Source organism: Intestinimonas massiliensis (ex Afouda et al. 2020), assembly GCF_900626285.1.
Lineage (GTDB): Bacteria > Bacillota > Clostridia > Oscillospirales > Oscillospiraceae > Flavonifractor > Flavonifractor massiliensis_A.
The window spans coordinates 469,868-488,084 of sequence record NZ_LR131147.1 but is presented as its reverse complement, the minus strand read 5'-3'; the positions used below and the strand labels follow the sequence as shown (position 1 = coordinate 488,084).

The 18,217-nt window shown below is 54.5% G+C and carries 19 protein-coding genes and 1 tRNA gene; 5 read left to right on the top strand and 15 right to left on the bottom strand.

From position 1 onward, the window contains the following. Positions 1 to 151: 151 nt before the first annotated feature. Both E0E41_RS02595 and E0E41_RS02590 read left to right on the top strand, forming a co-directional pair. Positions 152 to 760, top strand: coding sequence for a hypothetical protein (locus E0E41_RS02595; protein WP_130868583.1), 609 nt, complete (start codon positions 152 to 154; stop codon positions 758 to 760). Further along, on the top strand, positions 753 to 1,655 hold the full coding sequence (locus E0E41_RS02590) for a macro domain-containing protein (protein WP_130868582.1): 903 nt from the start codon (positions 753 to 755) through the stop codon (positions 1,653 to 1,655). Before E0E41_RS02595 ends, E0E41_RS02590 begins: the two co-directional genes overlap by 8 nt. Before the next feature lie 358 nt (positions 1,656 to 2,013). Here E0E41_RS02590 and E0E41_RS02585 read toward each other — a convergent pair whose 3' ends face one another. The 3 genes from E0E41_RS02585 to E0E41_RS02575 form a co-directional block, all read right to left on the bottom strand. Continuing rightward, positions 2,014 to 2,928, bottom strand: coding sequence for a hypothetical protein (locus E0E41_RS02585; RefSeq protein WP_130868581.1), 915 nt, complete (start codon positions 2,926 to 2,928; stop codon positions 2,014 to 2,016). 674 nt (positions 2,929 to 3,602) lie between these two features. Continuing rightward, positions 3,603 to 4,001 carry a PaaI family thioesterase gene (locus E0E41_RS02580; protein WP_130868580.1) on the bottom strand — a complete coding sequence of 133 codons (399 nt, stop codon included), beginning with the start codon at positions 3,999 to 4,001 and terminating at the stop codon, positions 3,603 to 3,605. A 16-nt stretch (positions 4,002 to 4,017) separates the two neighbouring features. Further along, positions 4,018 to 4,587 carry a xanthine phosphoribosyltransferase gene (locus tag E0E41_RS02575; protein WP_130868579.1) on the bottom strand — a complete coding sequence of 190 codons (570 nt, stop codon included), beginning with the start codon at positions 4,585 to 4,587 and terminating at the stop codon, positions 4,018 to 4,020. A 344-nt stretch (positions 4,588 to 4,931) separates the two neighbouring features. Between E0E41_RS02575 and E0E41_RS02570 the strand changes: the two genes are divergently transcribed. Beyond that, positions 4,932 to 5,020, top strand: a tRNA-Ser gene (locus E0E41_RS02570). 58 nt (positions 5,021 to 5,078) lie between these two features. Here E0E41_RS02570 and E0E41_RS02565 read toward each other — a convergent pair. Genes E0E41_RS02565 through E0E41_RS02550 form a run of 4 tightly spaced genes read right to left on the bottom strand, consistent with a single transcriptional unit; the run spans position 5,079 to position 9,745 of the window. Continuing rightward, entirely contained in the window at positions 5,079 to 6,215 is a 1,137-nt protein-coding gene (locus E0E41_RS02565) for an iron-containing alcohol dehydrogenase (RefSeq protein ID WP_130868578.1), read from the bottom strand. A gap of 28 nt (positions 6,216 to 6,243) precedes the next feature. Then, entirely contained in the window at positions 6,244 to 7,410 is a 1,167-nt protein-coding gene (locus E0E41_RS02560; RefSeq protein ID WP_130868577.1) for a hypothetical protein, read from the bottom strand. Positions 7,411 to 7,446: 36 nt separating this feature from the next. Beyond that, positions 7,447 to 8,718, bottom strand: a complete 1,272-nt coding sequence (locus E0E41_RS02555) for an L-cysteine desulfidase family protein (RefSeq protein ID WP_130868576.1) — start codon at positions 8,716 to 8,718, stop codon at positions 7,447 to 7,449. A 13-nt stretch (positions 8,719 to 8,731) separates the two neighbouring features. Continuing rightward, complete coding sequence (locus tag E0E41_RS02550; protein WP_130868575.1) at positions 8,732 to 9,745, bottom strand: uroporphyrinogen decarboxylase family protein; 1,014 nt, start codon at positions 9,743 to 9,745, stop codon at positions 8,732 to 8,734. A gap of 147 nt (positions 9,746 to 9,892) precedes the next feature. Here E0E41_RS02550 and E0E41_RS02545 point away from each other — a divergent pair, with 147 nt between their 5' ends. Beyond that, the gene (locus tag E0E41_RS02545; RefSeq protein ID WP_242623661.1) at positions 9,893 to 10,870 is read left to right on the top strand and encodes a LysR family transcriptional regulator; all 978 of its coding nucleotides are present in this window, start codon (positions 9,893 to 9,895) and stop codon (positions 10,868 to 10,870) included. Positions 10,871 to 10,961: 91 nt separating this feature from the next. After that, on the top strand, positions 10,962 to 11,411 hold the full coding sequence (locus tag E0E41_RS02540) for a helix-turn-helix transcriptional regulator (protein ID WP_130868574.1): 450 nt from the start codon (positions 10,962 to 10,964) through the stop codon (positions 11,409 to 11,411). A gap of 42 nt (positions 11,412 to 11,453) precedes the next feature. Here the strand turns inward: E0E41_RS02540 and E0E41_RS02535 are convergent, their stop codons facing one another. From E0E41_RS02535 to E0E41_RS02495, 8 genes are all read right to left on the bottom strand, one after another. Next, the gene (locus E0E41_RS02535) at positions 11,454 to 12,170 is read right to left on the bottom strand and encodes an alpha/beta fold hydrolase (protein WP_242623819.1); all 717 of its coding nucleotides are present in this window, start codon (positions 12,168 to 12,170) and stop codon (positions 11,454 to 11,456) included. 12 nt (positions 12,171 to 12,182) lie between these two features. Then, complete coding sequence (locus E0E41_RS02530) at positions 12,183 to 13,538, bottom strand: NAD(P)H-dependent oxidoreductase (RefSeq protein ID WP_130868572.1); 1,356 nt, start codon at positions 13,536 to 13,538, stop codon at positions 12,183 to 12,185. Between the two features lie 176 nt (positions 13,539 to 13,714). Continuing rightward, complete coding sequence (locus E0E41_RS19225) at positions 13,715 to 14,344, bottom strand: MarR family winged helix-turn-helix transcriptional regulator (RefSeq protein ID WP_368019821.1); 630 nt, start codon at positions 14,342 to 14,344, stop codon at positions 13,715 to 13,717. A gap of 199 nt (positions 14,345 to 14,543) precedes the next feature. Then, positions 14,544 to 15,395, bottom strand: coding sequence for an SDR family oxidoreductase (locus E0E41_RS02515; RefSeq protein WP_130868571.1), 852 nt, complete (start codon positions 15,393 to 15,395; stop codon positions 14,544 to 14,546). Positions 15,396 to 15,413: 18 nt separating this feature from the next. Further along, positions 15,414 to 15,911 (bottom strand): flavodoxin, encoded by a 498-nt coding sequence (locus tag E0E41_RS02510; RefSeq protein ID WP_130868570.1) that lies wholly within the window; start codon positions 15,909 to 15,911, stop codon positions 15,414 to 15,416. Continuing rightward, positions 15,908 to 16,429, bottom strand: coding sequence for a flavodoxin (locus tag E0E41_RS02505; RefSeq protein ID WP_130868569.1), 522 nt, complete (start codon positions 16,427 to 16,429; stop codon positions 15,908 to 15,910). The genes E0E41_RS02510 and E0E41_RS02505 overlap by 4 nt, the downstream gene beginning before the upstream one ends. Before the next feature lie 9 nt (positions 16,430 to 16,438). Beyond that, positions 16,439 to 17,548 carry an aldo/keto reductase gene (locus E0E41_RS02500; protein WP_130868568.1) on the bottom strand — a complete coding sequence of 370 codons (1,110 nt, stop codon included), beginning with the start codon at positions 17,546 to 17,548 and terminating at the stop codon, positions 16,439 to 16,441. Positions 17,549 to 17,561: 13 nt separating this feature from the next. After that, positions 17,562 to 18,092 (bottom strand): flavodoxin family protein, encoded by a 531-nt coding sequence (locus E0E41_RS02495; RefSeq protein WP_130868567.1) that lies wholly within the window; start codon positions 18,090 to 18,092, stop codon positions 17,562 to 17,564. Positions 18,093 to 18,217 lie beyond the last annotated feature (125 nt).

Below are 18,217 nucleotides of genomic sequence, written 5' to 3'. Positions count from 1 at the left end.
ATATGGTCTCTAATTCTGATATGATGCGGTCGGTGGTGGAAACTGTGGGCACGGTGCTGTATGAGCGATTGAGAGGTGTTTAAGAAAAGTTTGTATGAAAAATATAAGAGTATTATATCAGTGATAACAGAATTGAAGAAAGGATAGAAACATGAGTAAACGTGTTTATATTAGCGCAGATTATTCCGAAGTAAACGGAGACCGTGATGTTGTAGAGGAGTTACATAAATGGGGAAAAGATAATCTTCATAAGGTAGATTATGTTGATACCGCTGAAGTAGTTTCTGGCAGTGTTTCTAATGATCCTGATTGCCGCCCTTGTGATCTAAAGAAAGAGTTTAATAAACAGATTAATGCATCTTCAGTTGTAATTTTTATTATTGGTGATAAAACGGCGTCTCGAACTGCAGGAAGTGTATGTAGACGCTATAACGGTGAGGCTGGTTGTGAGTGCACTCCCTATAAACAAAACTCGAAAGGAACCAGTACATGTAAATGGGATATGGTTTCAACACCTGGACCAAATGACGACTTGGGCAATATTAATACATATTCTTATCTTAAGCATGAATTCCTTCAAGCTAAGAGGAAAAAAAGGACTATCATTATAGTGTATAACTCTCTAAATAAGCAGCCGAGTTGGCTTCCAGATTACATGAAGGAATATGAGGAAGAAGCATACGCTTTCTGGACGAAGGATATCTTGGGTAATAAGATTGGGGATTATTATCATATTAAGAAGGACCTGGGATATGATTGACCGAGTAAAACTCCTGTGGAAATCGCTTACGGGAGAGATAAACACATTTAAAGCCATATGTAAGTTAATCTGTACTGCTATCGGCTATATATCATCATTTTTCTCATTGGCAGTTTTACTTAAAGATTTAGCTGCATGGGACAATCTGGAGGTATGGACAAAGGGGCATTGGCAGATACTTGTGATTGCTGGTCTGCTTGTTTCATGTATACATAATCGCAAAAAGATTAACTACAGTAAAATGGTATCTAATCGTGATATGCAAATCGCAATTAGTGTTAAAGACATTTTCTCAAACAGAAGTGCCAATAGTTATGTAATCCCAACTAATACCTTTTTTAGGACCCAAATGAAAGATGAATATATTAGCCCTCGAAGTGTTCAAGGAAGGTTTCAGTTAAAATATTTTAAAAAGAATATTCAACGCTTGGATGAAATGATTAGTGCAAGTTTAGCGGTACAAGGAATTATAGGAGAAGATGCTGCTGATTGTTTTGGCTCAACAAAAAAATATCCAATTGGTACAGTAGCAAAAATTGATCTCAAAGGAAAACACTTTTACTTTGTTGCGGTAAATGACGTTAACCGCCATGGGAAGCCTATAGGCCAGACCATCAAAAATGTTACTACAGCCCTGATTGCAGTAATTGATGCAATTCAAAGGATGGGACATTGTGACATACTCTGCGTGCCACTCATTGGATCAGGGCGAGCTGCAATCCGAGAAGCAACAAAGGAAATTGTAAGCCAAAAGACAATCGATTGCTTTGTACAATCCGAGGATAAAGTTGTTAGCAAACTGATTATTTCTATCCATCCCAAAGATTATCTTAACGGAGAGATTGATTTAGAGCGAGTAAAAAGATACCTTGATTACAAATGCGAATTTTGCTAAAAGCGGTTATTGACATTATTCCTGGTCAAGGGCCAAGAGAATAATAATGAAGCCCATAAACAATAGAGGCGTCCTGACTGATCAGGATGCCTCTATTGTTGACGGGTCTTCGTTGCCCGCCCTTACTATAATGTACAAACGGAGGTATTTCGATCCGCTGGCGAGGCAGATCCAGTGGTCACAACTCCCTGTGGCTTTTTGCCGTTTCTTTTGTCTTTATACGGGATATCCACCAGTGGCTATCGCCTAGTCCTTAGTATAGCTCCCAATGTAACAGCAAGGAGAAGACCTGTTGGTAGCTGGATTATATCACCCTTCACTTAAAAGTCAGCAAAAGAGTTTAAAAACTTACTGAAAATTATTGATTGATAAGCGACGAGATGATGTTATAAATAAAATTCCTAACTTTGAAGAATTGCGCTAGATCTGACTGGACTCTCCCGATAACAGGCATATCGTAACGGACAGACACTGTGTTGTTGGCTTCACAGAAAAATTTCGCACCAATATAGCGACAATTTAACTCATTCAGATCGTAACTCGCCAAAAAATCAAGATCCTGAAAATAGAATGACAAGAAACCCGACACAGTCATGGAAATGGTATAGCTAATCGAAATATTGCCGGGAAGCGAAAGCTTCGCAGTGATCTTATTACCATCTTCGGCCAACTGATAATCTTGATTTCCACAAATCGCATCCCGAAATTCTGGCCAGGGATGAGTCATGGCAGGAGTTCCATAGATAAAGTCGGCTGATTTGGAGTCGAGAAGAACTTGCACGGCATCCTCGAAGGATAGCTTGTCCCGAGTACGCCGAGCATTAATGGAGCCCATCGATAATCCCAGTGCACCAGCAGCTTCCAACTGAGAATCGTATGAGATACCATTAATAATAACAGGGGTACGCTTGCGGCGCTGCACACCACGGGTAGCTGCCTCTTCCAGTACTGTACGAGATGCAGATTCCAGGCTATAACCATCATTCATCAGTCGCTTACGTTTGGCGTATGCAGAAGATTCTCTTAGCCCCAATGCCTGACACGCCGCCGAGAATGAAGCGTATGTTTCACCGGCAAATTGGATTTCACCCTGGCAGGGGCGTGAGCTTTTATGAGGAGCGCTGCCGGAGGCCGCCCGTGCATCTCTGATATTGATACACTCTTTGACTGCATCCTCTATGGACATTCCTTTTTTAATTCGATTGCGCAGTAGCTGCGGGCTGATATTATGCTCCCGTGCAATCTGTGCGGCACTCTTGGTGATATTCTTCATGCCTCTACCTCCGACAGAATAATATCCTTATTTAGTGCATATTATAACCCGCTTTGCTGGAAGTTAACAGAGAATTATGGAGGGAGCACCAATTTTTTTATGTGTATATAGTAGTTTCAGATATCAGGCCATCTTTTTGTTTTCAGGAATTTGAAAATAAAGTTCAAAAAATAACTTAAAATGAATATTTTGCAAAGTTTTTGATTGCGTTTTGTGCGAAATTCCATGTTGTGTTTCCTGCGCTTTTCTGCTATTATATTCACATAAACGACGAATTACCTTGAGTCTCCCTGAGGCCATCCCCCCGCATCATAGCCTCATTGTCCACTCAATAATGATTCGCAAGGAGTCCAAGGTAATCGTAATGATTGCCCTGGGCTCCTTATTTTTTTGGAGACAAAGGGACCAAGAACCCCCTTTTGGTCTCCATTTTTTTATTTTCCGGGGTATTTTAGAGCTTCAGGCCCCCACTCTCAAGAATTGCTCACATGGCCAGGATTGGGCGGACAAGTGGGCGAGGATTGAGGGGGACAGTATCAATTGTGATAAGAAAAGAAGAAGCGCCGGACGATCGTCCGGCGCTTTCTTTTAGCGTGTACAGTTTCCTGAGAACATAATAGCAGGCCGGGCAGATCTGCCCGGCCTGCTTTTGAATATGAAGAGAACAACAGGACTCAGGAACCCAAGATGCAGAAAAATGTAAATTCACCGGTTGCAAAGAGTGTGCCGTCCTCGCCGGTAATTTCGATCTCCACCAGAGTGGTGGTGCGCCCGCGATGACGAACCACGGCGGAGGCAGTCACGGTACCCTTTTCAGCAGAACGAATAAAGTGGATAGTTCCATCCAATGTCACATATTTTCTCCCGTCTGTGCGGCAGGCAACACCACCAGCACAATCGGCCAGTGTGTAATATGCCCCGCCGTGAAGCTTACCAAGAGGGTTAAGATGATTGGGCCCAATCGTTAATTCAGCCTCTGCCTTGCCCAACTCCAACTGACGCACAGTGATCTCGTTATAATTGGCAAAGGCGTTGGCCCGCGCGGTAGCTTCAAATGATTCCTTGTCCAGCATGGATTGTTTTCCCCCATTATGCTAAGATAATACGACCGCCCTCAATACGCTCCACTGCAGCCAGCGCCTCTACGCGGATACCCATGCGCCGCAGGACCCTGCCGCCCTCCCGCATGGCTTTTTCAATCGCAACACCGACACCGGCGACCTCGCCGCCGGCCTTGGAGACTAATTCCAGCAGACTGAGCATTGTCTGCCCATTGGAAAGAATATCGTCTACCAAAAGCACGAGATCGTGGGAATCCAGATACCGCTTGGAAACACGGAGCGTATAAGACTTGTCCAGAGAGAAGGAGTGAGCATCAACAGAATAGACATCTGGATCGATATAACCGGTCTGAAACTTTTTGGCATACAGGACCGGGACACCCAATGCCTTTGCTGTAAAGCAGGCCAGTGCGATGCCGGAGCTCTCAGCGGTCAAGACCTTGGTGATATGTTCACTCCGAAAGCGCTTTGCCAGGGCGCTTCCCATTCGTTCCATCAGATCCATATCCATGCAGTGGTTCAGGAACATGTCCACATGAATGATATCGCCTTCGCCAACAACCGCGTCGCTGAGGATGCGTCGCTTTAATTCGTCCATAGTGCTCCTTTCTGTCTGTTACAAGAAACAGGCTGTCTTGTTCATTATATCTTATTTAATACCACTGTGCAATATTGACAAGCGCACAAAAATAAGGTATCCTAATCCAAGTGGCTGCGGTGCTCTTGCCTCTTCAGGCATTGCACCGCATACTAAATCCATATGCAGCGGTATCGAAGTGGTCATAACGGGGCTGACTCGAAATCGCTACGTCGGCGGAACGCGCTAACAGCCAAAAAGCTATGTCTCCCAAGGGTTTCCGGGCGCGGGTGTGAGCGGCGCTTCGGAAAAACGCTAACAAAATGCTCACAGTAATCCTGATTTGCGTTCTCACAACTTGATATGCAGCGGTATCGAAGTGGTCATAACGGGGCTGACTCGAAATCAGTTTGCGAGCAATCGCACGAGGGTTCGAATCCCTCCCGCTGCGCCAAAATGGGAGCAAGCGTTATTGCGCTTGCTCCCATTTTTTACAGTTTCATCATTTTAACTTAGAAAATATGGCGAAGCATCTGCTCAGCAAGGGGAAGATCAACTTTCAGGGGGGTCAGCCCCACAAAGGCCTCTGTCACCACTTCCTCCGCCAGAGCCTCGATATTGTCGGCATCAATGGGGAAGGTGACCGCTTTTCCATCCAACAGCCCGTCCCGGAACCGGCGGTAAGCCTGGGCGGTCATAGCACCGATCTCCTGGGGAGTTTCTGTACCGGCAAACTGCACGCCCAGGACCTCACCGGCGTACCGTACCTTCTCCGGCACAGCCGGAGCGATGGTTTCCATGGTGACAGGCAGGGTGTAGGCACACACCAGGCCGTGGGGCATGTGGAACTTGGCCCCCAGCACGTGGGCCAGGGAGTGGCCCACATGGGCGCAGGCATTGGACAGCATCCAGCCGCCCAGGGAGGCGGCCACCGCCATGCGCTGCCGGGCGGTCCGGTCGGCCCCGTCGGCCTTTGCCGCCGGAAGCCACCGGTATACCTCCGCCATGATCTTCTCGCACACTGCGTCGGCCATGGGGTTGCTGAGTACGGAGGTGTAGGCCTCAAAGGCGTGGGAGAATACATCCAATCCGGTGTTTACCGTGAGAGAGGCGGGCATGGTGGCGGTGAGCGCGGGGTCCAGAATGGTGAAATCACCGTAGGCAATGATGGCCAGCTTTTGGGCGCTGTCGGGATCAGTGACGATCATACCGTTGGACAATTCGCTGCCGGTCCCCGCCGTGGTGGGAATGGAGATCAGGCCGCTGGCTGGCCGGTAGGATTTCCCACCGGCGTAATCCAGGATCTCTCCCTCATTGGCGCGCAGCAGATTGATCCCTTTGGCGGTGTCGATGGTGCTGCCGCCGCCCACCGCCACCACGCAGTCGCAATGCTGTTCCCGGCACAGGGCAGCACCGGCGTCGATGACAGGTGCGGGCGGGTCCGGCTGCACCTGGTCGAAGACCACAGCCTCTATGCCGGCCTCTTTCAGCAGGCGCTCCAGGCGCTCCAGCAGGCCCATCTGGCGCACCACCTGGTCACACACCACGAGGGGGCGCTGGAAGCCCTCGTCCTTCAGAAGAGTGGGCAGCTGATTCACGCTGTCCCAGCCGCACACCATTTTGACTTTTTGTTCAAACACGTAATTCATATTTTTGCTCCTTTGTCACAGGGAAGGGTCAGTGAGCGATGCGATTTTTCCGCCACACCCGGTAGATGGAGACAAACAGGGGGATACCGATGGCGAAGCCGGCGATGCCGCCCATGGTGGAGAAGCCCTTCTGCACGATGGCCATGAGACCCACATTGGAGACCACAAAGCACAGCAGCAGGAACACCAGGGACAGGATGAAGAACTTTACCTTTTCACCCACCTTATCGGTTTTCCAAAGCTTGGAGAACCGGCGGGAGACATTGTAGGTAAAGGTGGGGCCGGTGGAGACCACGGAGAAGATGACCACCACCCAGTAGATCACGGTGAGGGCGGGAGCCAGGTACTGCTGGCAGATAGCCAGGATGGGGCCGTCGTTGAACATCTCCGGCAGGAAGGGAAGCACGATGAAGGAGGTGACGGCGAACAGGGCGGTTACCAGCACGGCGATGAGGATGCCGGCGCCGATGGCGTCCTTCTGATCCTTGATCTTCTCTGAGTAGTTGCACAGGGTGGAGCCCCAGCTGGAGGTGGTGAAGCAGTAGGAGAGGAACATGGTCATGTGGGCCTGGAGGGTGGTGCCGCTCCAATCCATGCCGATGTCGAAGTTGCCGAAGCGCTCCGCGAATACGTCACCCCGGATGGTGAGCACCGCCACCAGAATGGCGGCCAGGCAGATTACCAGGCCGATGGTCATGATGGTGTTGAACTTGCGCAGGAATCCGCTGCCGTAAATGGTGAGAATGGCGAAGAGCACCACTGAGATCAGGCTGCCCGCGATAATGGGAATGCCGAAGATGGAATTCATAAGCTGGCCGAAGAGGTTGATGGTACCGGCGGTGGTGATGAGGCCCATGAGCACGGTGTACACATCGAAGAATACCGTTACCACGCCTTTCAGTATGGGCTGAGAGCCGGTACGCTCCAGGCCGTAGAGGGCCAGGTAATATTCGTTGTAGTCCTCCACGTGGTAGGTGCGGATGAAGTTAAGGGAAATGGCGCAGAAGAAGGCCATAAAAACGCAGAAGATGGCCAGAAAGACCAGCATATATCCGCCGCCGAAGGTGGTCATGTACCCGGTGGCGTAGGCACCGGAGGCCATGGAGCCGCCGCAGTAGGTGCCGAACATCATGGCGCCCAGACCGAACCAGGCTGCCAGACGCTTGTTGGTGGAGGTGGTTTTGCTCTGTTCCATAAGTGATACGCTCCTCTCTGAATGGAATATGGAACCTTACTCGGTCATGATCTTCAAAATGGTCTGATCCGTTCCGTGCATGCCCTGCCGGGCCAGCACACCCACGTTGGTGACGGTGTTGGCCACGCTGGAGCCCACGATGCCCTCACCCCGCTTGAATTCATGGCCGCTGCGGTACATCAGATAGCCCAGAATGCCGGCATCCACACTGGCGGCGATCTTGGCGGCACAGGAGGGCTTGGCCCCGTCGCAGATGGTACCGGAGAGAATGGCCACGGCGTTGACGATGGTGTGGGCCAGGGCGGTCTCGTCCGCCCCCTGGAGGAAGGCGATGCCCGCCCCGGCGCCCACTCCGGCGCTTATGGCGCCGCAGTAGGCGGACAGCCGGCCGATGCCCACCTTCTGATAGACGGTGACCAGGTCGCTGATCAGCAGGGCCCGGTACAGCGCTTCCTGGGTGGCATTCAGGTGCTTGGCATAGCGGATCACAGGCAGGGAGGCGGTGATGCCCTGGTTGCCGGAGCCGGAGAGAATGACCACAGGCATCTCGCAGCCGCTCATGCGGGCGTCGCTGCCTGCGGCAGCCCAGGCCCGCGCTTCGGACTTGATATCGCTGCCGTACTCACGCAGGATGGTGGAGCCGATGTTGGCGCCCCAGTTGTGCTCCAGCCCCTCCTGGGCGATGGCGGAGTTGCACTGGATCTGCCGGTCCAGCAGGGGAGAGACCTTCTCCAGCGGGACTTCTTGGGCGTAGAGCAGAATATCGTGGAGATTGAGCACGCTCCGGTCGGTCTGGACGCTGTCGGTTTCGTCGGACAGCGGCTTGTGGAGCAGGACCTGCTCGTCCTTCCGAATCTCCACCAGGTTGTTGTGCCGGTCGGCGATCCGCACGAAGGCCGTTGTATCTCCGGCATATCCGGTGAGGGCGATATCCAGAATGTGCATGGTGTCGGCGCAGGACACGCTGATGGGGGTGTGTTTCAGATAGGCGGCGATCTCCGGGTGGCGCTCCGCCGGGACGGAGGAGATCACCTGGAGCTCCTGGTCGGCATCGCCGGCCACCACGCCGGCGGCTACGGCGGCCTCGATCCCCTTCAGCCCGCCGGTGTTGGGCACCACCACGCTCTTCACGTTCTTGATGATGTTGCCCGACATCTCGGCGGTGATGCGCTCCGGCAGAGCACCCAGCACCTGGCGCAGCTTGGCTGCGGCGTAGGCGATGGCAATGGGCTCGGTACAGCCGGTGGCCAGGATCAGCTCCTCCTGGAGAATAGCCGTATAGGCGGCTTCTGTTTCAGGTTTCAGCATGACATTTTCCCCCTTACTGCTCCGCAAATTTGACGGCAGCCTGACGTACCCAGTCCAGTCGGTGGTTGTCGATGTCGGTGGGCACCGTACAGTCGGCGCCCAGCATGACGCCGATCTGACCGCTCTCCCGGAGGATCCGGAAGGTGGCCTCCTCCACCTCCTGGGGGGTGCCGGTGTAGATGACGCCGGCCTGTTCAAAGCCGCCGAACACCGGCTTGCCGCCAAAGAGTTTCTTGCCCTCGGACAGGGACACGCCCTCGGCGTGGACCGCCCAGTTGTAGGCCGCCGCTTCAAAGCCGGTAAAGAGTTTCAGGTTGTTGGCCCGCCCGGAGTAGCCGCAGATGTGCAGCAGGTTCATGGAGCTGAGCTTGTTGGCGTAGTCCAGCACCGCCTTGTCCCAGGGGGCGATGTACCGGAGGTAGATCTCATCGGGGAAGAAGCCGCACTGGTTGTTGACGCTGAGGTAAATGCCGTCCACACCGCCCTCGGTGAGCAGCAGGTGATTGAGCTCGTTGATGCCCTCGCTCAGGGTCTTGACTGCGGCGGAAACCGCCTGGGGATCCTCCGCCAGCAGGCGGGTCAGCTTGGCCTCATCACCGCCGGCGCCGGGCAGTCCGCCCACAGCAAGACTGTTGCGCAGCACCAGGGAGGGGGAGAAGCCGGTGGCGTACACCGGTGCGCCGGTGTGGTCGTAGATCTCCCGCACCTGCTTCGTCAATTCCAGCGTGCGCTGGGCAAACTTGGAGTGGATCGAGATGGGCTCCACCTTATAGAGGTCCGCAGGGGTCTCCACGAAGGAGGCATCCACCGGCATGAGCATCAGAGAGTCGTTCATGATTTTGGCTACGTCGGGGTCAAATGCCTCCAGCGCCAGCCGGTGCCCCTCAATGTTCTGCTCCAGAATGGCATCGTTGTCCACGCCCTTGCCGAAGTCGTTGAAATCGCAGAAATGATGGAAGAAAGCCACCGGCACCCGGTCCACAGGCTCATTGGCGAGGAAATGCGCAAATCTCTCTCGTTTTGTCATAAAGATACCCCTTTCTGTCTGTTCCAATGGGAAATTGATTTGACATTCTGGCTGAGATTAGGGTATCATAGTGACGTTCTTTTGTATAATACACAAAAAGGCATGTGATATGAAAAAAAGCTATAACAGGGAATGGGGTGGTTGGCCTTGAAATTGCAGACATTGGAATACTTCATTACACTGGCGGAATCCCGCTCTATCAATGAGGCGGCCCAGAAGCTGTACATTGCCCAGCCCAGCCTCACCAAAGCCCTGCAGCATATGGAGGATGAACTGGGCGTGGCGCTTTTTGTGCGGGGCAAGGGCGGGATCACGCTGACTGAAGCGGGGGAAAAGATCCTGCCGGAGGCCCGCCAGATGGTGGCCTACTACAAGGGATGGCTGGAGATGGCCCAGCGGGACCGACCCGAGGCGGTCACCATTTACTCTCATATCTCCCTGTCCAATTTTCTGCTGCCTGATGTGCTGCTGACCTTCAAGAAGCGGGACCCGGATCTGGTGATCAACCATCACGCGGTGTTCGCGCCAGAGAAGTATCTGTCCAATGAGCTGGCCTGCCCGGTCCTGGCCCTGTTCATCTGCCAGGCGGATGAGGCCCGTCGGTTGGCGGAGACGCATGGAAACCTGTACTGGGTCCTGTTCCGGGGGGAGTACGGCTGCCTGGTAAACCGGGACAATCCCCTGGCAGGACGGGAGAAAGTGAAGCTGGAGGAGCTGAAGGACTTTTACTTTATCTATCCTGAGGTGGGGGCCAGGGGGCAGCAGCAGACCTTCTCCTCTCCCATTCTGGAGCGCATGATCCAGGCGGCCTCCGTCCATCGTGCGATCCAGGTGGAGTCGGTGGGTACGGTGATCCGTACCATCCGGAATCACGCGGATTCCTGTGCCCTGTCCTACTATCCCGCCCTGAACCGGTACGAGGGCGTGGCCAGCGGTGAGCTGGTTTACGTGCCCATTGACAGCTCCGAGACGAGCGGGGATCTGTGCCTGTTTTGTGCCAAGCAGGCCTATCACCAGTATCCCGTCCTGCGGGAGCTGGTCCGCAACATCCAGGCGGCCGCCGGACAGTTCCTGCGTCAGGTGGAGGCACCGCGGGCAGAAAAAAAGGACGGCGCTCCTTGTTAAGAAAACGGGCAGAAATGACAGCTTGCGTTGGTGGCCTTTTCATCTCCGGCCCGCTATACTGGAGCTACCATATCAAACCGGGAGGACGAACATGAGCCTAGGAAGCAGTCTGTACCATGCCAGAAAGAAGAGCGGCCTTTCCCAGGAGAACGTGGCCGAAAAACTGGGCGTCAGCCGTCAGACCATTTCCAAGTGGGAGACCGGCGAGACCCTGCCGGATATCCGTCAGTCCAAAGGGCTGGCCGTACTGTATCACATGACGCTGGATGAACTGATCGAGTACGACTTTGATGAGCGTCAGGCTCAGGAGATGATCGACAGCGTCAGTGAAGAGGCACAGGCCAGGGTCGACTGGAGCAAGGTCTGGAGCAAGAAGTACCCGGTGCTGGCCACCTATCATCAGAAGGTGCGGGTGGGAGACTATGCGCCCCAGCTTCGGGAGATGCTGACCCAGCTTCGGGTGGACTACGGGTATAACAATACAGACGCCCTCCTGGTGCTAAAGGATATCCTGGCCCGGGTGTGGAAAGGGCAGATGTAAGAAAAACCGCCCGTGACCTCAACTGAGGTCACGGGCGGTTTTTCATGTTTCCTGCCGTTGGCTGATGAATGCCTCAATGGCTGCCACGGTCTGGGCCTGCTGCTCCTGGGCAGAGATCGCCGCGGGCGGGTCCCCCTTCTGAGGTCCGTAGTTGCCGAACTGGGCGTGATTGCCGCCCTCGATCTCCACCACATTTTCGGTGTAATCCAGTTTGTCCTCTACGCTCTGATTCAGAGATCCGTAGATGGTGAGGGTACTTTCCGGCGGATAATCCCCATAAATATAAGCCCCAAGCAAAATCAGACCATCCACCTGGTCCGGATGGCCGGCGGCAAACTGAGAGGCCATGGCGCCGCCCATGGAGTGCCCGGCTATGTACCAGTGTGATATCTCCGGAAATTCAGCAATCACATCTTCGGCGGCATTGGGATCAAAGATCGCCATATGGAACGGCATATCCACCAGGATACAGGTCACACCCGTCCGCCTGATCTGATCCAGCAGGGGAAGGTAGGCAACAGCCTCCACCTTGGCCCCCGGGTAGAAGATGATGGCGGTATTGCCGGGCACCGAGGGAGAGAGAATGGTCAGATTGTCCTGCACCGCAATGCCGTCCGCCTGGGCCAGAACAGACACAGCCACATCCTCTGCCCGGTAGTAGTCGGATACATACCAGAAGAAACCGCCTGCCAGCACCGCCAGCAGGATCAGCAGGATCGCGGCGGCAATGCGCAGCTTTTTGTGTCGGGGACGCCTCACCTGCTCCAAGGCTCAGGCCTCCTTCCGGGCGGCCTGCTCCACCACCTTCTGATAGGGGCCGATCATGGCCTCGGTCATTTTGCCCTTGGCCTTCTTCTGGATCGACGGGATGGCCATAAGAGCGCCCACCAGACGCATCTGCCAGATCCGTTTCTGCTGCTTCTGGGGGAAATCATAGATGCCGTTGGCCTTGTAGAATTTGTGGTCGGCCTTCATCAGACCCTGCATGACGTAAATGAGGTCCCGGAAGATCTTCATGCCGCCCACGCCGTAGAAGTTGGCCGGGCGGGTGAGCTTGTGTTCCATGGCGAAGGCCAGATTTTCCGCCAGCCCCCGAATATCCGCCGCCGTATCGCCCTCGTCGGTGGCCACGCCGCACAGGTAGTTGCCGCCCACCTCCGCCCGGCCCTCCACGATCATGCGCAGGTTTGGCTCATACCGGTAGTCCCCGCTGATGAGATAGGCGATGGGGGTGCCGTGGGTGACCGTGCGGTGGCCGTTGCAGAACTGCCGGTCGTCAAAGCATTTGAAGCTGGAGTGGGTGTAGTGGTCGGAGATGGTGAAGGCGTAAACGAAGCCGTCGGCGGTCTGAATCGTCTGACGCAGGAACTGGTCAAACCCGTCCTTGTAGACGCATTTGCCGGTGATGGCACACCCGAAGCAACCCAAACAGCCGCCCCCGAAGGGGAACTCTCTGATATTTACTACCCGGCTCTCACAGGGAAGAGCGGCCCGAAAATCGGAGATCATGTTCCGGAGATTCCTGTCATCGGGGGCGCAGTTGGTGACGATCACGACGTCCTTATCCTTGCGCTTGGGCGTTTCGGGCAGAGCAGGCTGATATTCGGCCTGTTCCCGAGCGGGTGCCTGGACAGGCGGCGTGGCAAACGGGCCGTGCGCACAGGAAAAGATCAGCTGGTCAAAGAACATGCGGGCTTCCTTCCGGCCCTGTTCGGTCAGCAGGTCCTCCATGTCCGCCGAGAGCCCCCGGATCACCTTCATCCCCAGATCAAAGCAATTTTCCTCCACGTACCGGTGGGCGGTCACATCATAAAAGTGCTTGGAGGTGGTGATCTGGGAGGCAAACTTGCCGGAGAGGTCCACACCGTCGGCCTTGATGAGTTCAATAAGCCGGTGGAGCTGATAGGGGGCAATAAAAGTATAAACAGGGTAGCAGAAGAGAATCAGCTCCGCCTGCTCCAGTGCGGTACGCACCGGTGTGAAGTCCTTCTCGCAGGCCTTGATGCGCTGGCCTACAGGCAGAAAGATAAACGTATGCTCCGGGTGCAGCGCCTGCAGATAGAGCGCGGTGTGGACGGTGGTGGAGTTTTTCCCCTTGGGACTGGCGTTTAAAACCAGAATATTCATAGCTGTTCCTCCGGCCAGCAGAGCAGATTGAAGCGGGACTGCCCCGGCTGGTTTTATTGACTGTATTGTATAAAAATATTATACGGTGAGCGGAAGGTGCAGTCAACAGGACGCAGAAGTACTTGCCGAAGCGGCCTCCAAGGCCCGCAGGGCCTTGAACTCCCGGGCGACAAAGACTACAGAGACCACAGTAGAGGATCCCTGCTCCGGCCATCAGAAGGATGCCGTTTCCCACCAGACGGGCAGCGCGCTCCGGTTCCAGCTTCCCCAGATAAATGGAAAAGCGGGAGGCGCCGATTCCCAGCAGCAGTGAAATAGCCAGACAGATGGCGGACAGGGGGCAGGACACGTTGGTCGCGGCATTGCCCAAATAGCCCACTCCCTGGCCGATAAAGACCTGATCCGCGTTTGCGTGCTATATTCCTGCCTGACAGATACAAGGCGCTTTGAAAGTCCGCCTGGGACTGCGCCGGAATACTGTCCAACAGAATGTCCTCGGTCTCCTCACAGGCGGCACGGACCTGTCCGGCAATGGCCGTGGGGTAGAACTGCCAGGTCCGCTTATCCTGTGGGCAGGGAGTGCGGGTTAAAAGCCCTTTTTTCTCCAGCGCAGCGACCATCCGCACGATATTGCTGGGGTGGACATAGACGCTGTTCAGGAGGGAATCCTGAGAGATCCCCGGTTCATCGCATACTTTCAGAAGATAGATGTGCTGGCCGCTGTTGATGCCCAGGGGAGCCAGCCGCTTATCCAGGTAAGCTTTGGCAAAACGATCCGCCACGGACAGCCATTTCAATAGTTTCAAAAGCGTCGCCTCCTCTGAATACCTATTAAGGGGCGGGCACAATTGCCGCAGCTGGTATGTCCCACGACGGTATTTTTGACACGTTTCCAACAGAAAAGCGGAGCGCCTGTTACATGGGTGCTCCGCTCAGAGTGGGATTCATTCCGCTTCTGTTGGCTGCCTGAGTGACGATCTGTATCTGCAAATTGGGTCAGAAGCTTTACGGTTTCAGTGGCCCATAGAAGTAGGAGGCAGTTGCCCCACCATCAATGAGAAAGTCAGCACCGGTGATAAAGGCGCCCTTACGGCTCATCAGGAGCTCCGCCACGTTGGCCACTTCATCCGCTGTACCGGGACGCCCGGCGGGACATTTTGCAAACATATTTTTGTAGAAGTCCCCGCGGGGACCATTAAACTCATCGATGGCCAGCGGTGTGACAATAATACCGGGGGAGATGGAGTTGATCCGCGCCCCCTTCGCGCCCCACTTGACGGACTCTGCCATGACACGCTTTTCATTGCACCGCTTGGCCAGTTGGTATGCATGCAGGGTGTCGTGGATATTCTCGGGCTGAAGCAAAGGCAATTCCAGCAATTCCTCGGTGGGGGTACACGCCAGCAGCTCATCCTCCTCCGGGGTGAGCTGCTTCATCCGGTGGCCGGACTGGCTGGAGATGGTCACACCTACGCCGCCGGGAGCGATTACCTTGCCCACTTCCTCCAGAAATACCGCTGTGCCGTACAGGTCCACCCTCAAAATGGCCTCAATGGGTGCCTGGCTGGGTGAGACACCGGCAGCATTGACCATCATGGTAATGTCACCGTATTTCTGCGCCTCGGCGATGATGCCCTGGATAGAGGTCCGACTGGAGAGGTCCATCTCCACCGGTACCACATCAAACCCGGCATCATTCATGGTCTTTGCGATAGCTTGGGCGTTCTCCTGCTTTTTATCGCCGACGACGATTTTCATTCCATACCCCATCCGGCGTGCAATGGCCATACCGATCTGGCCAGCGCCGGTCCATACCATCACATCTTTCACGACGATCCTTCCTTTCCACGCTGGCATTCGCTTCATACCCCGCTGTTACAGCAGGGTTTTTACCTTCTGCGCCCATGCCGCGACTTCGGTTTCCGGTGTTTCCAGACGGTCTCCGCCGTTGGAATCGAACTTCACCTGCATTTTGTAGGTGACCTCCGCACCGCTGCAGGCGGCTGCGATATCTTTCAGCACATGGCCCGGCCAGCCTCCATGGGTTTGAAAGGGCACGATGGTTTTTCCCTGCCAGTCCTGCTGATGCAGAAAGCTGAGAACAGCGGGAGCCATGGTGTACCACCAGGTGGGCGTGCCAATGGCGATCACATCATATTTCCGAATATCGACGTCCATGGGCTTGAGTTCCGGCTCGTAGCCGCGCTGCACTTCCTCCTGCCCCTGCCGTACCACATCGTCGTAGCTGCCGGTATAGGGAAGAGCAGTCTCAATCTGCGCAATGTCCGCACCGGCAGCGTTCTGGAGCATCTTGGCAATGCGTTCTGTATTGCCATTTGACCAGGAGTAGAATACAATCAACATTTTTCTCATATCGTACCTCTATGTCCGGAAAGCCATGCTCGTACTTTTTCCGCACTGGCATCCACATCAGAGCCGCAAATTGCCAGGCCATCCGTCACGCGGGCACCTTGACAGGTGCGGGCAATCTTCCGCTCAGTCCCGCTCAGACCGCTGCCCTCATGGGTACAGAAGGGGTGGATCGTTTTGCCCGTCCAGTCAAAGGCCTCCAGGAAGGTGTAAACCGCCATCGGCAGATCGCCCCAGTAGTTGGGATAGCCCAGATAGATCTCGTCGTAGCCGTCCAGATTGTCAGGAAGCGCCGCCAGCTCTGGCCGAGCCTTCGCCTGCTGATCCTCCTTTGCCTGTCGGATGCAGGTCAGATAGTCGGCGGCATAGGGCATCTTCTGCTGAATTTTGAACCGTTCTCCGCCGACAGCTTCTGCGATCATGTTCGCTGCTTTTTCCGTGTTGCCCACTGCAACGCTGCGGTATTGGCCGCCAAAATAATTCTCACCGGCCCGGGAGTAAAACGCAATCAGTTTTGCCATGTCAATGCCTCACTTTTCAAATTCCTTTGCCACATCCACCAGCAGTTTGCGGATCGGAAGGTGCTGGGGACAGGCCTTTTCGCATTTTCCGCACTGGATGCAGTCAGACGCCTTGCCCTTTCCGCCGCCGGTGTGGACCACGTTGTAATAGTAGTCCGCATTCCAGTCGTGGTGGATCTGCTTGGTGTTCATCACAGCCAGCAGGTCAGGAATGGAAATATGCCTGGGACATCCGGCCACGCAGTAGCGGCAGGCGGTACAGGAAATCAGGTTCATCCCATGATAGATTTCCCGTACCCGACCAATGGCGGCCAGTTCCCGATCATCCAGCGGCTTGAAATCCTTCATAAAGCTGATATTTTCCCGCATTTGCTCCAGGCTGCTCATGCCGGAGAGCACCATCAGAATGCCCTCAAACCCGGCGGCGTAGCGGATGGCATAGCTTGCGGCGGAGCCGCCGCCCAGTTCATCCAGTACAGCCTGCGCCTTTTCCGGCAGGTTCGCCAGAGTGCCGCCTTTCACCGGCTCCATGACGATGACCGGCTTGCCATATTTGCGGCAGACCTCGTAGCATTTCCGGCTCTCCACGGCGGGGTCCTCATAGTCCAGGTAATTGAACTGGATCTGTACCACTTCCACTTGGGGATACTCGGTCAAGATCTGTTCCAGAACCTCCGCCCGGTCATGGAAGGAGATGCCGAAGTGCCGGATCTTGCCCTCTGCCTTCAGCTCCAGCGCCGTCTCATAGGCCCGGCACCGCTTGAAGTAGGCAAAGACGTCCGCGCCCTGGGCGTGCATCAGATAGAAGTCGAAATAGTCCACGCCGCACTCTTCCAGTTGACTCTGAAACAGCGGACGGATGTCCTCCAGCTTTTTGAAGAAGAAGTTGGTAAGCTTATTGGTGAGGATATAGCGGTCACGGGGGTAACGGCTGGTCAGGCAGGTTTTCAGAGCAGCTTCGCTCTTGCCGTTGAGATAACCGTGGGCTGTATCAAAGTAGTTGAAACCGTTTTCCAGAAACATATCCACCATACGGCAGGTCTGCTCCGTATCCACCTCGCCGTCTTTCATGGGCAGGCGCACACAGCCGAATCCAAAATTCTTTTTTATTTGCTTCATAATGCGTTCCTTCCTATAGCTGCTTTCCCATTTCGTAAGCCTGGGTATAGGCCGGGTGCTGATAGATATCCCCTTTGTCCCAGGTGCCGGTCCCGTAAATCACACCCGCATCTTCCGCATCCGGCAGGCAGCGCAGGAACCCTCGGAACGCCGCCAGCGTCTCATCCCCGGCTTCATGCCGTGGGTCGGCAGCCGTGATGATAAAATAGAACTGCTTGCCTGAAATGGCCTTGTGATCCACAAGACAGCGGTCGATCAGCATCTTCATCTGGCTGCACAAAGAATAAAAGTATACCGGCGAAGCCAGCACAATCACATCGGCAGCTACAAGCTTGGGGAATATCTCCGCCATATCGTCCTTGATGGCGCATACATGGTTCTCCATGCAAGCGTAGCACGCCCGACAGGGGGACAGCGCCTTTTCCCGCAGGTTTACTTTTTCTACTTCGTGCCCAGCCTCCGCTGCCCCCTTGGCAAACTGGCCGCAGAGCACATCGGAATTGCCGCCTTTCCGGGGGCTGGAGCTGATGATCAAGATTTTCATAGCAGGCTCTCCTTTGAACGGTCTGCTATGATTATAAAAGTCCCTAACGGCTCAATCAATTTGAGTTTCGGCCCCGCTTGATAAGTTTATCTTATACGAAAAAACTGCCCTCGCAGAGCGAGAGC

Excerpts from the sequence above, each read along its gene's own strand:
- E0E41_RS02530 (WP_130868572.1), bottom strand. The coding sequence starts at position 13,538 with ATGAATATTCTGGTTTTAAACGCCAGTCCCAAGGGGAAAAACTCCACC.
- E0E41_RS02555 (WP_130868576.1), bottom strand. The coding sequence starts at position 8,718 with ATGCTGAAACCTGAAACAGAAGCCGCCTATACGGCTATTCTCCAGGAG.
- E0E41_RS02515 (WP_130868571.1), bottom strand. The coding sequence starts at position 15,395 with ATGCCAGCGTGGAAAGGAAGGATCGTCGTGAAAGATGTGATGGTATGG.
- E0E41_RS02565 (WP_130868578.1), bottom strand. The coding sequence starts at position 6,215 with ATGAATTACGTGTTTGAACAAAAAGTCAAAATGGTGTGCGGCTGGGAC.
- E0E41_RS02550 (WP_130868575.1), bottom strand. The coding sequence starts at position 9,745 with ATGACAAAACGAGAGAGATTTGCGCATTTCCTCGCCAATGAGCCTGTG.
- E0E41_RS02540 (WP_130868574.1), top strand. The coding sequence starts at position 10,962 with ATGAGCCTAGGAAGCAGTCTGTACCATGCCAGAAAGAAGAGCGGCCTT.
- E0E41_RS02505 (WP_130868569.1), bottom strand. The coding sequence starts at position 16,429 with ATGGCAAAACTGATTGCGTTTTACTCCCGGGCCGGTGAGAATTATTTT.
- E0E41_RS02495 (WP_130868567.1), bottom strand. The coding sequence starts at position 18,092 with ATGAAAATCTTGATCATCAGCTCCAGCCCCCGGAAAGGCGGCAATTCC.
- E0E41_RS02580 (WP_130868580.1), bottom strand. The coding sequence starts at position 4,001 with ATGCTGGACAAGGAATCATTTGAAGCTACCGCGCGGGCCAACGCCTTT.
- E0E41_RS02595 (WP_130868583.1), top strand. The coding sequence starts at position 152 with ATGAGTAAACGTGTTTATATTAGCGCAGATTATTCCGAAGTAAACGGA.
- E0E41_RS02560 (WP_130868577.1), bottom strand. The coding sequence starts at position 7,410 with ATGGAACAGAGCAAAACCACCTCCACCAACAAGCGTCTGGCAGCCTGG.
- E0E41_RS02510 (WP_130868570.1), bottom strand. The coding sequence starts at position 15,911 with ATGAGAAAAATGTTGATTGTATTCTACTCCTGGTCAAATGGCAATACA.
- E0E41_RS02575 (WP_130868579.1), bottom strand. The coding sequence starts at position 4,587 with ATGGACGAATTAAAGCGACGCATCCTCAGCGACGCGGTTGTTGGCGAA.
- E0E41_RS02500 (WP_130868568.1), bottom strand. The coding sequence starts at position 17,548 with ATGAAGCAAATAAAAAAGAATTTTGGATTCGGCTGTGTGCGCCTGCCC.
- E0E41_RS02585 (WP_130868581.1), bottom strand. The coding sequence starts at position 2,928 with ATGAAGAATATCACCAAGAGTGCCGCACAGATTGCACGGGAGCATAAT.
- E0E41_RS02590 (WP_130868582.1), top strand. The coding sequence starts at position 753 with ATGATTGACCGAGTAAAACTCCTGTGGAAATCGCTTACGGGAGAGATA.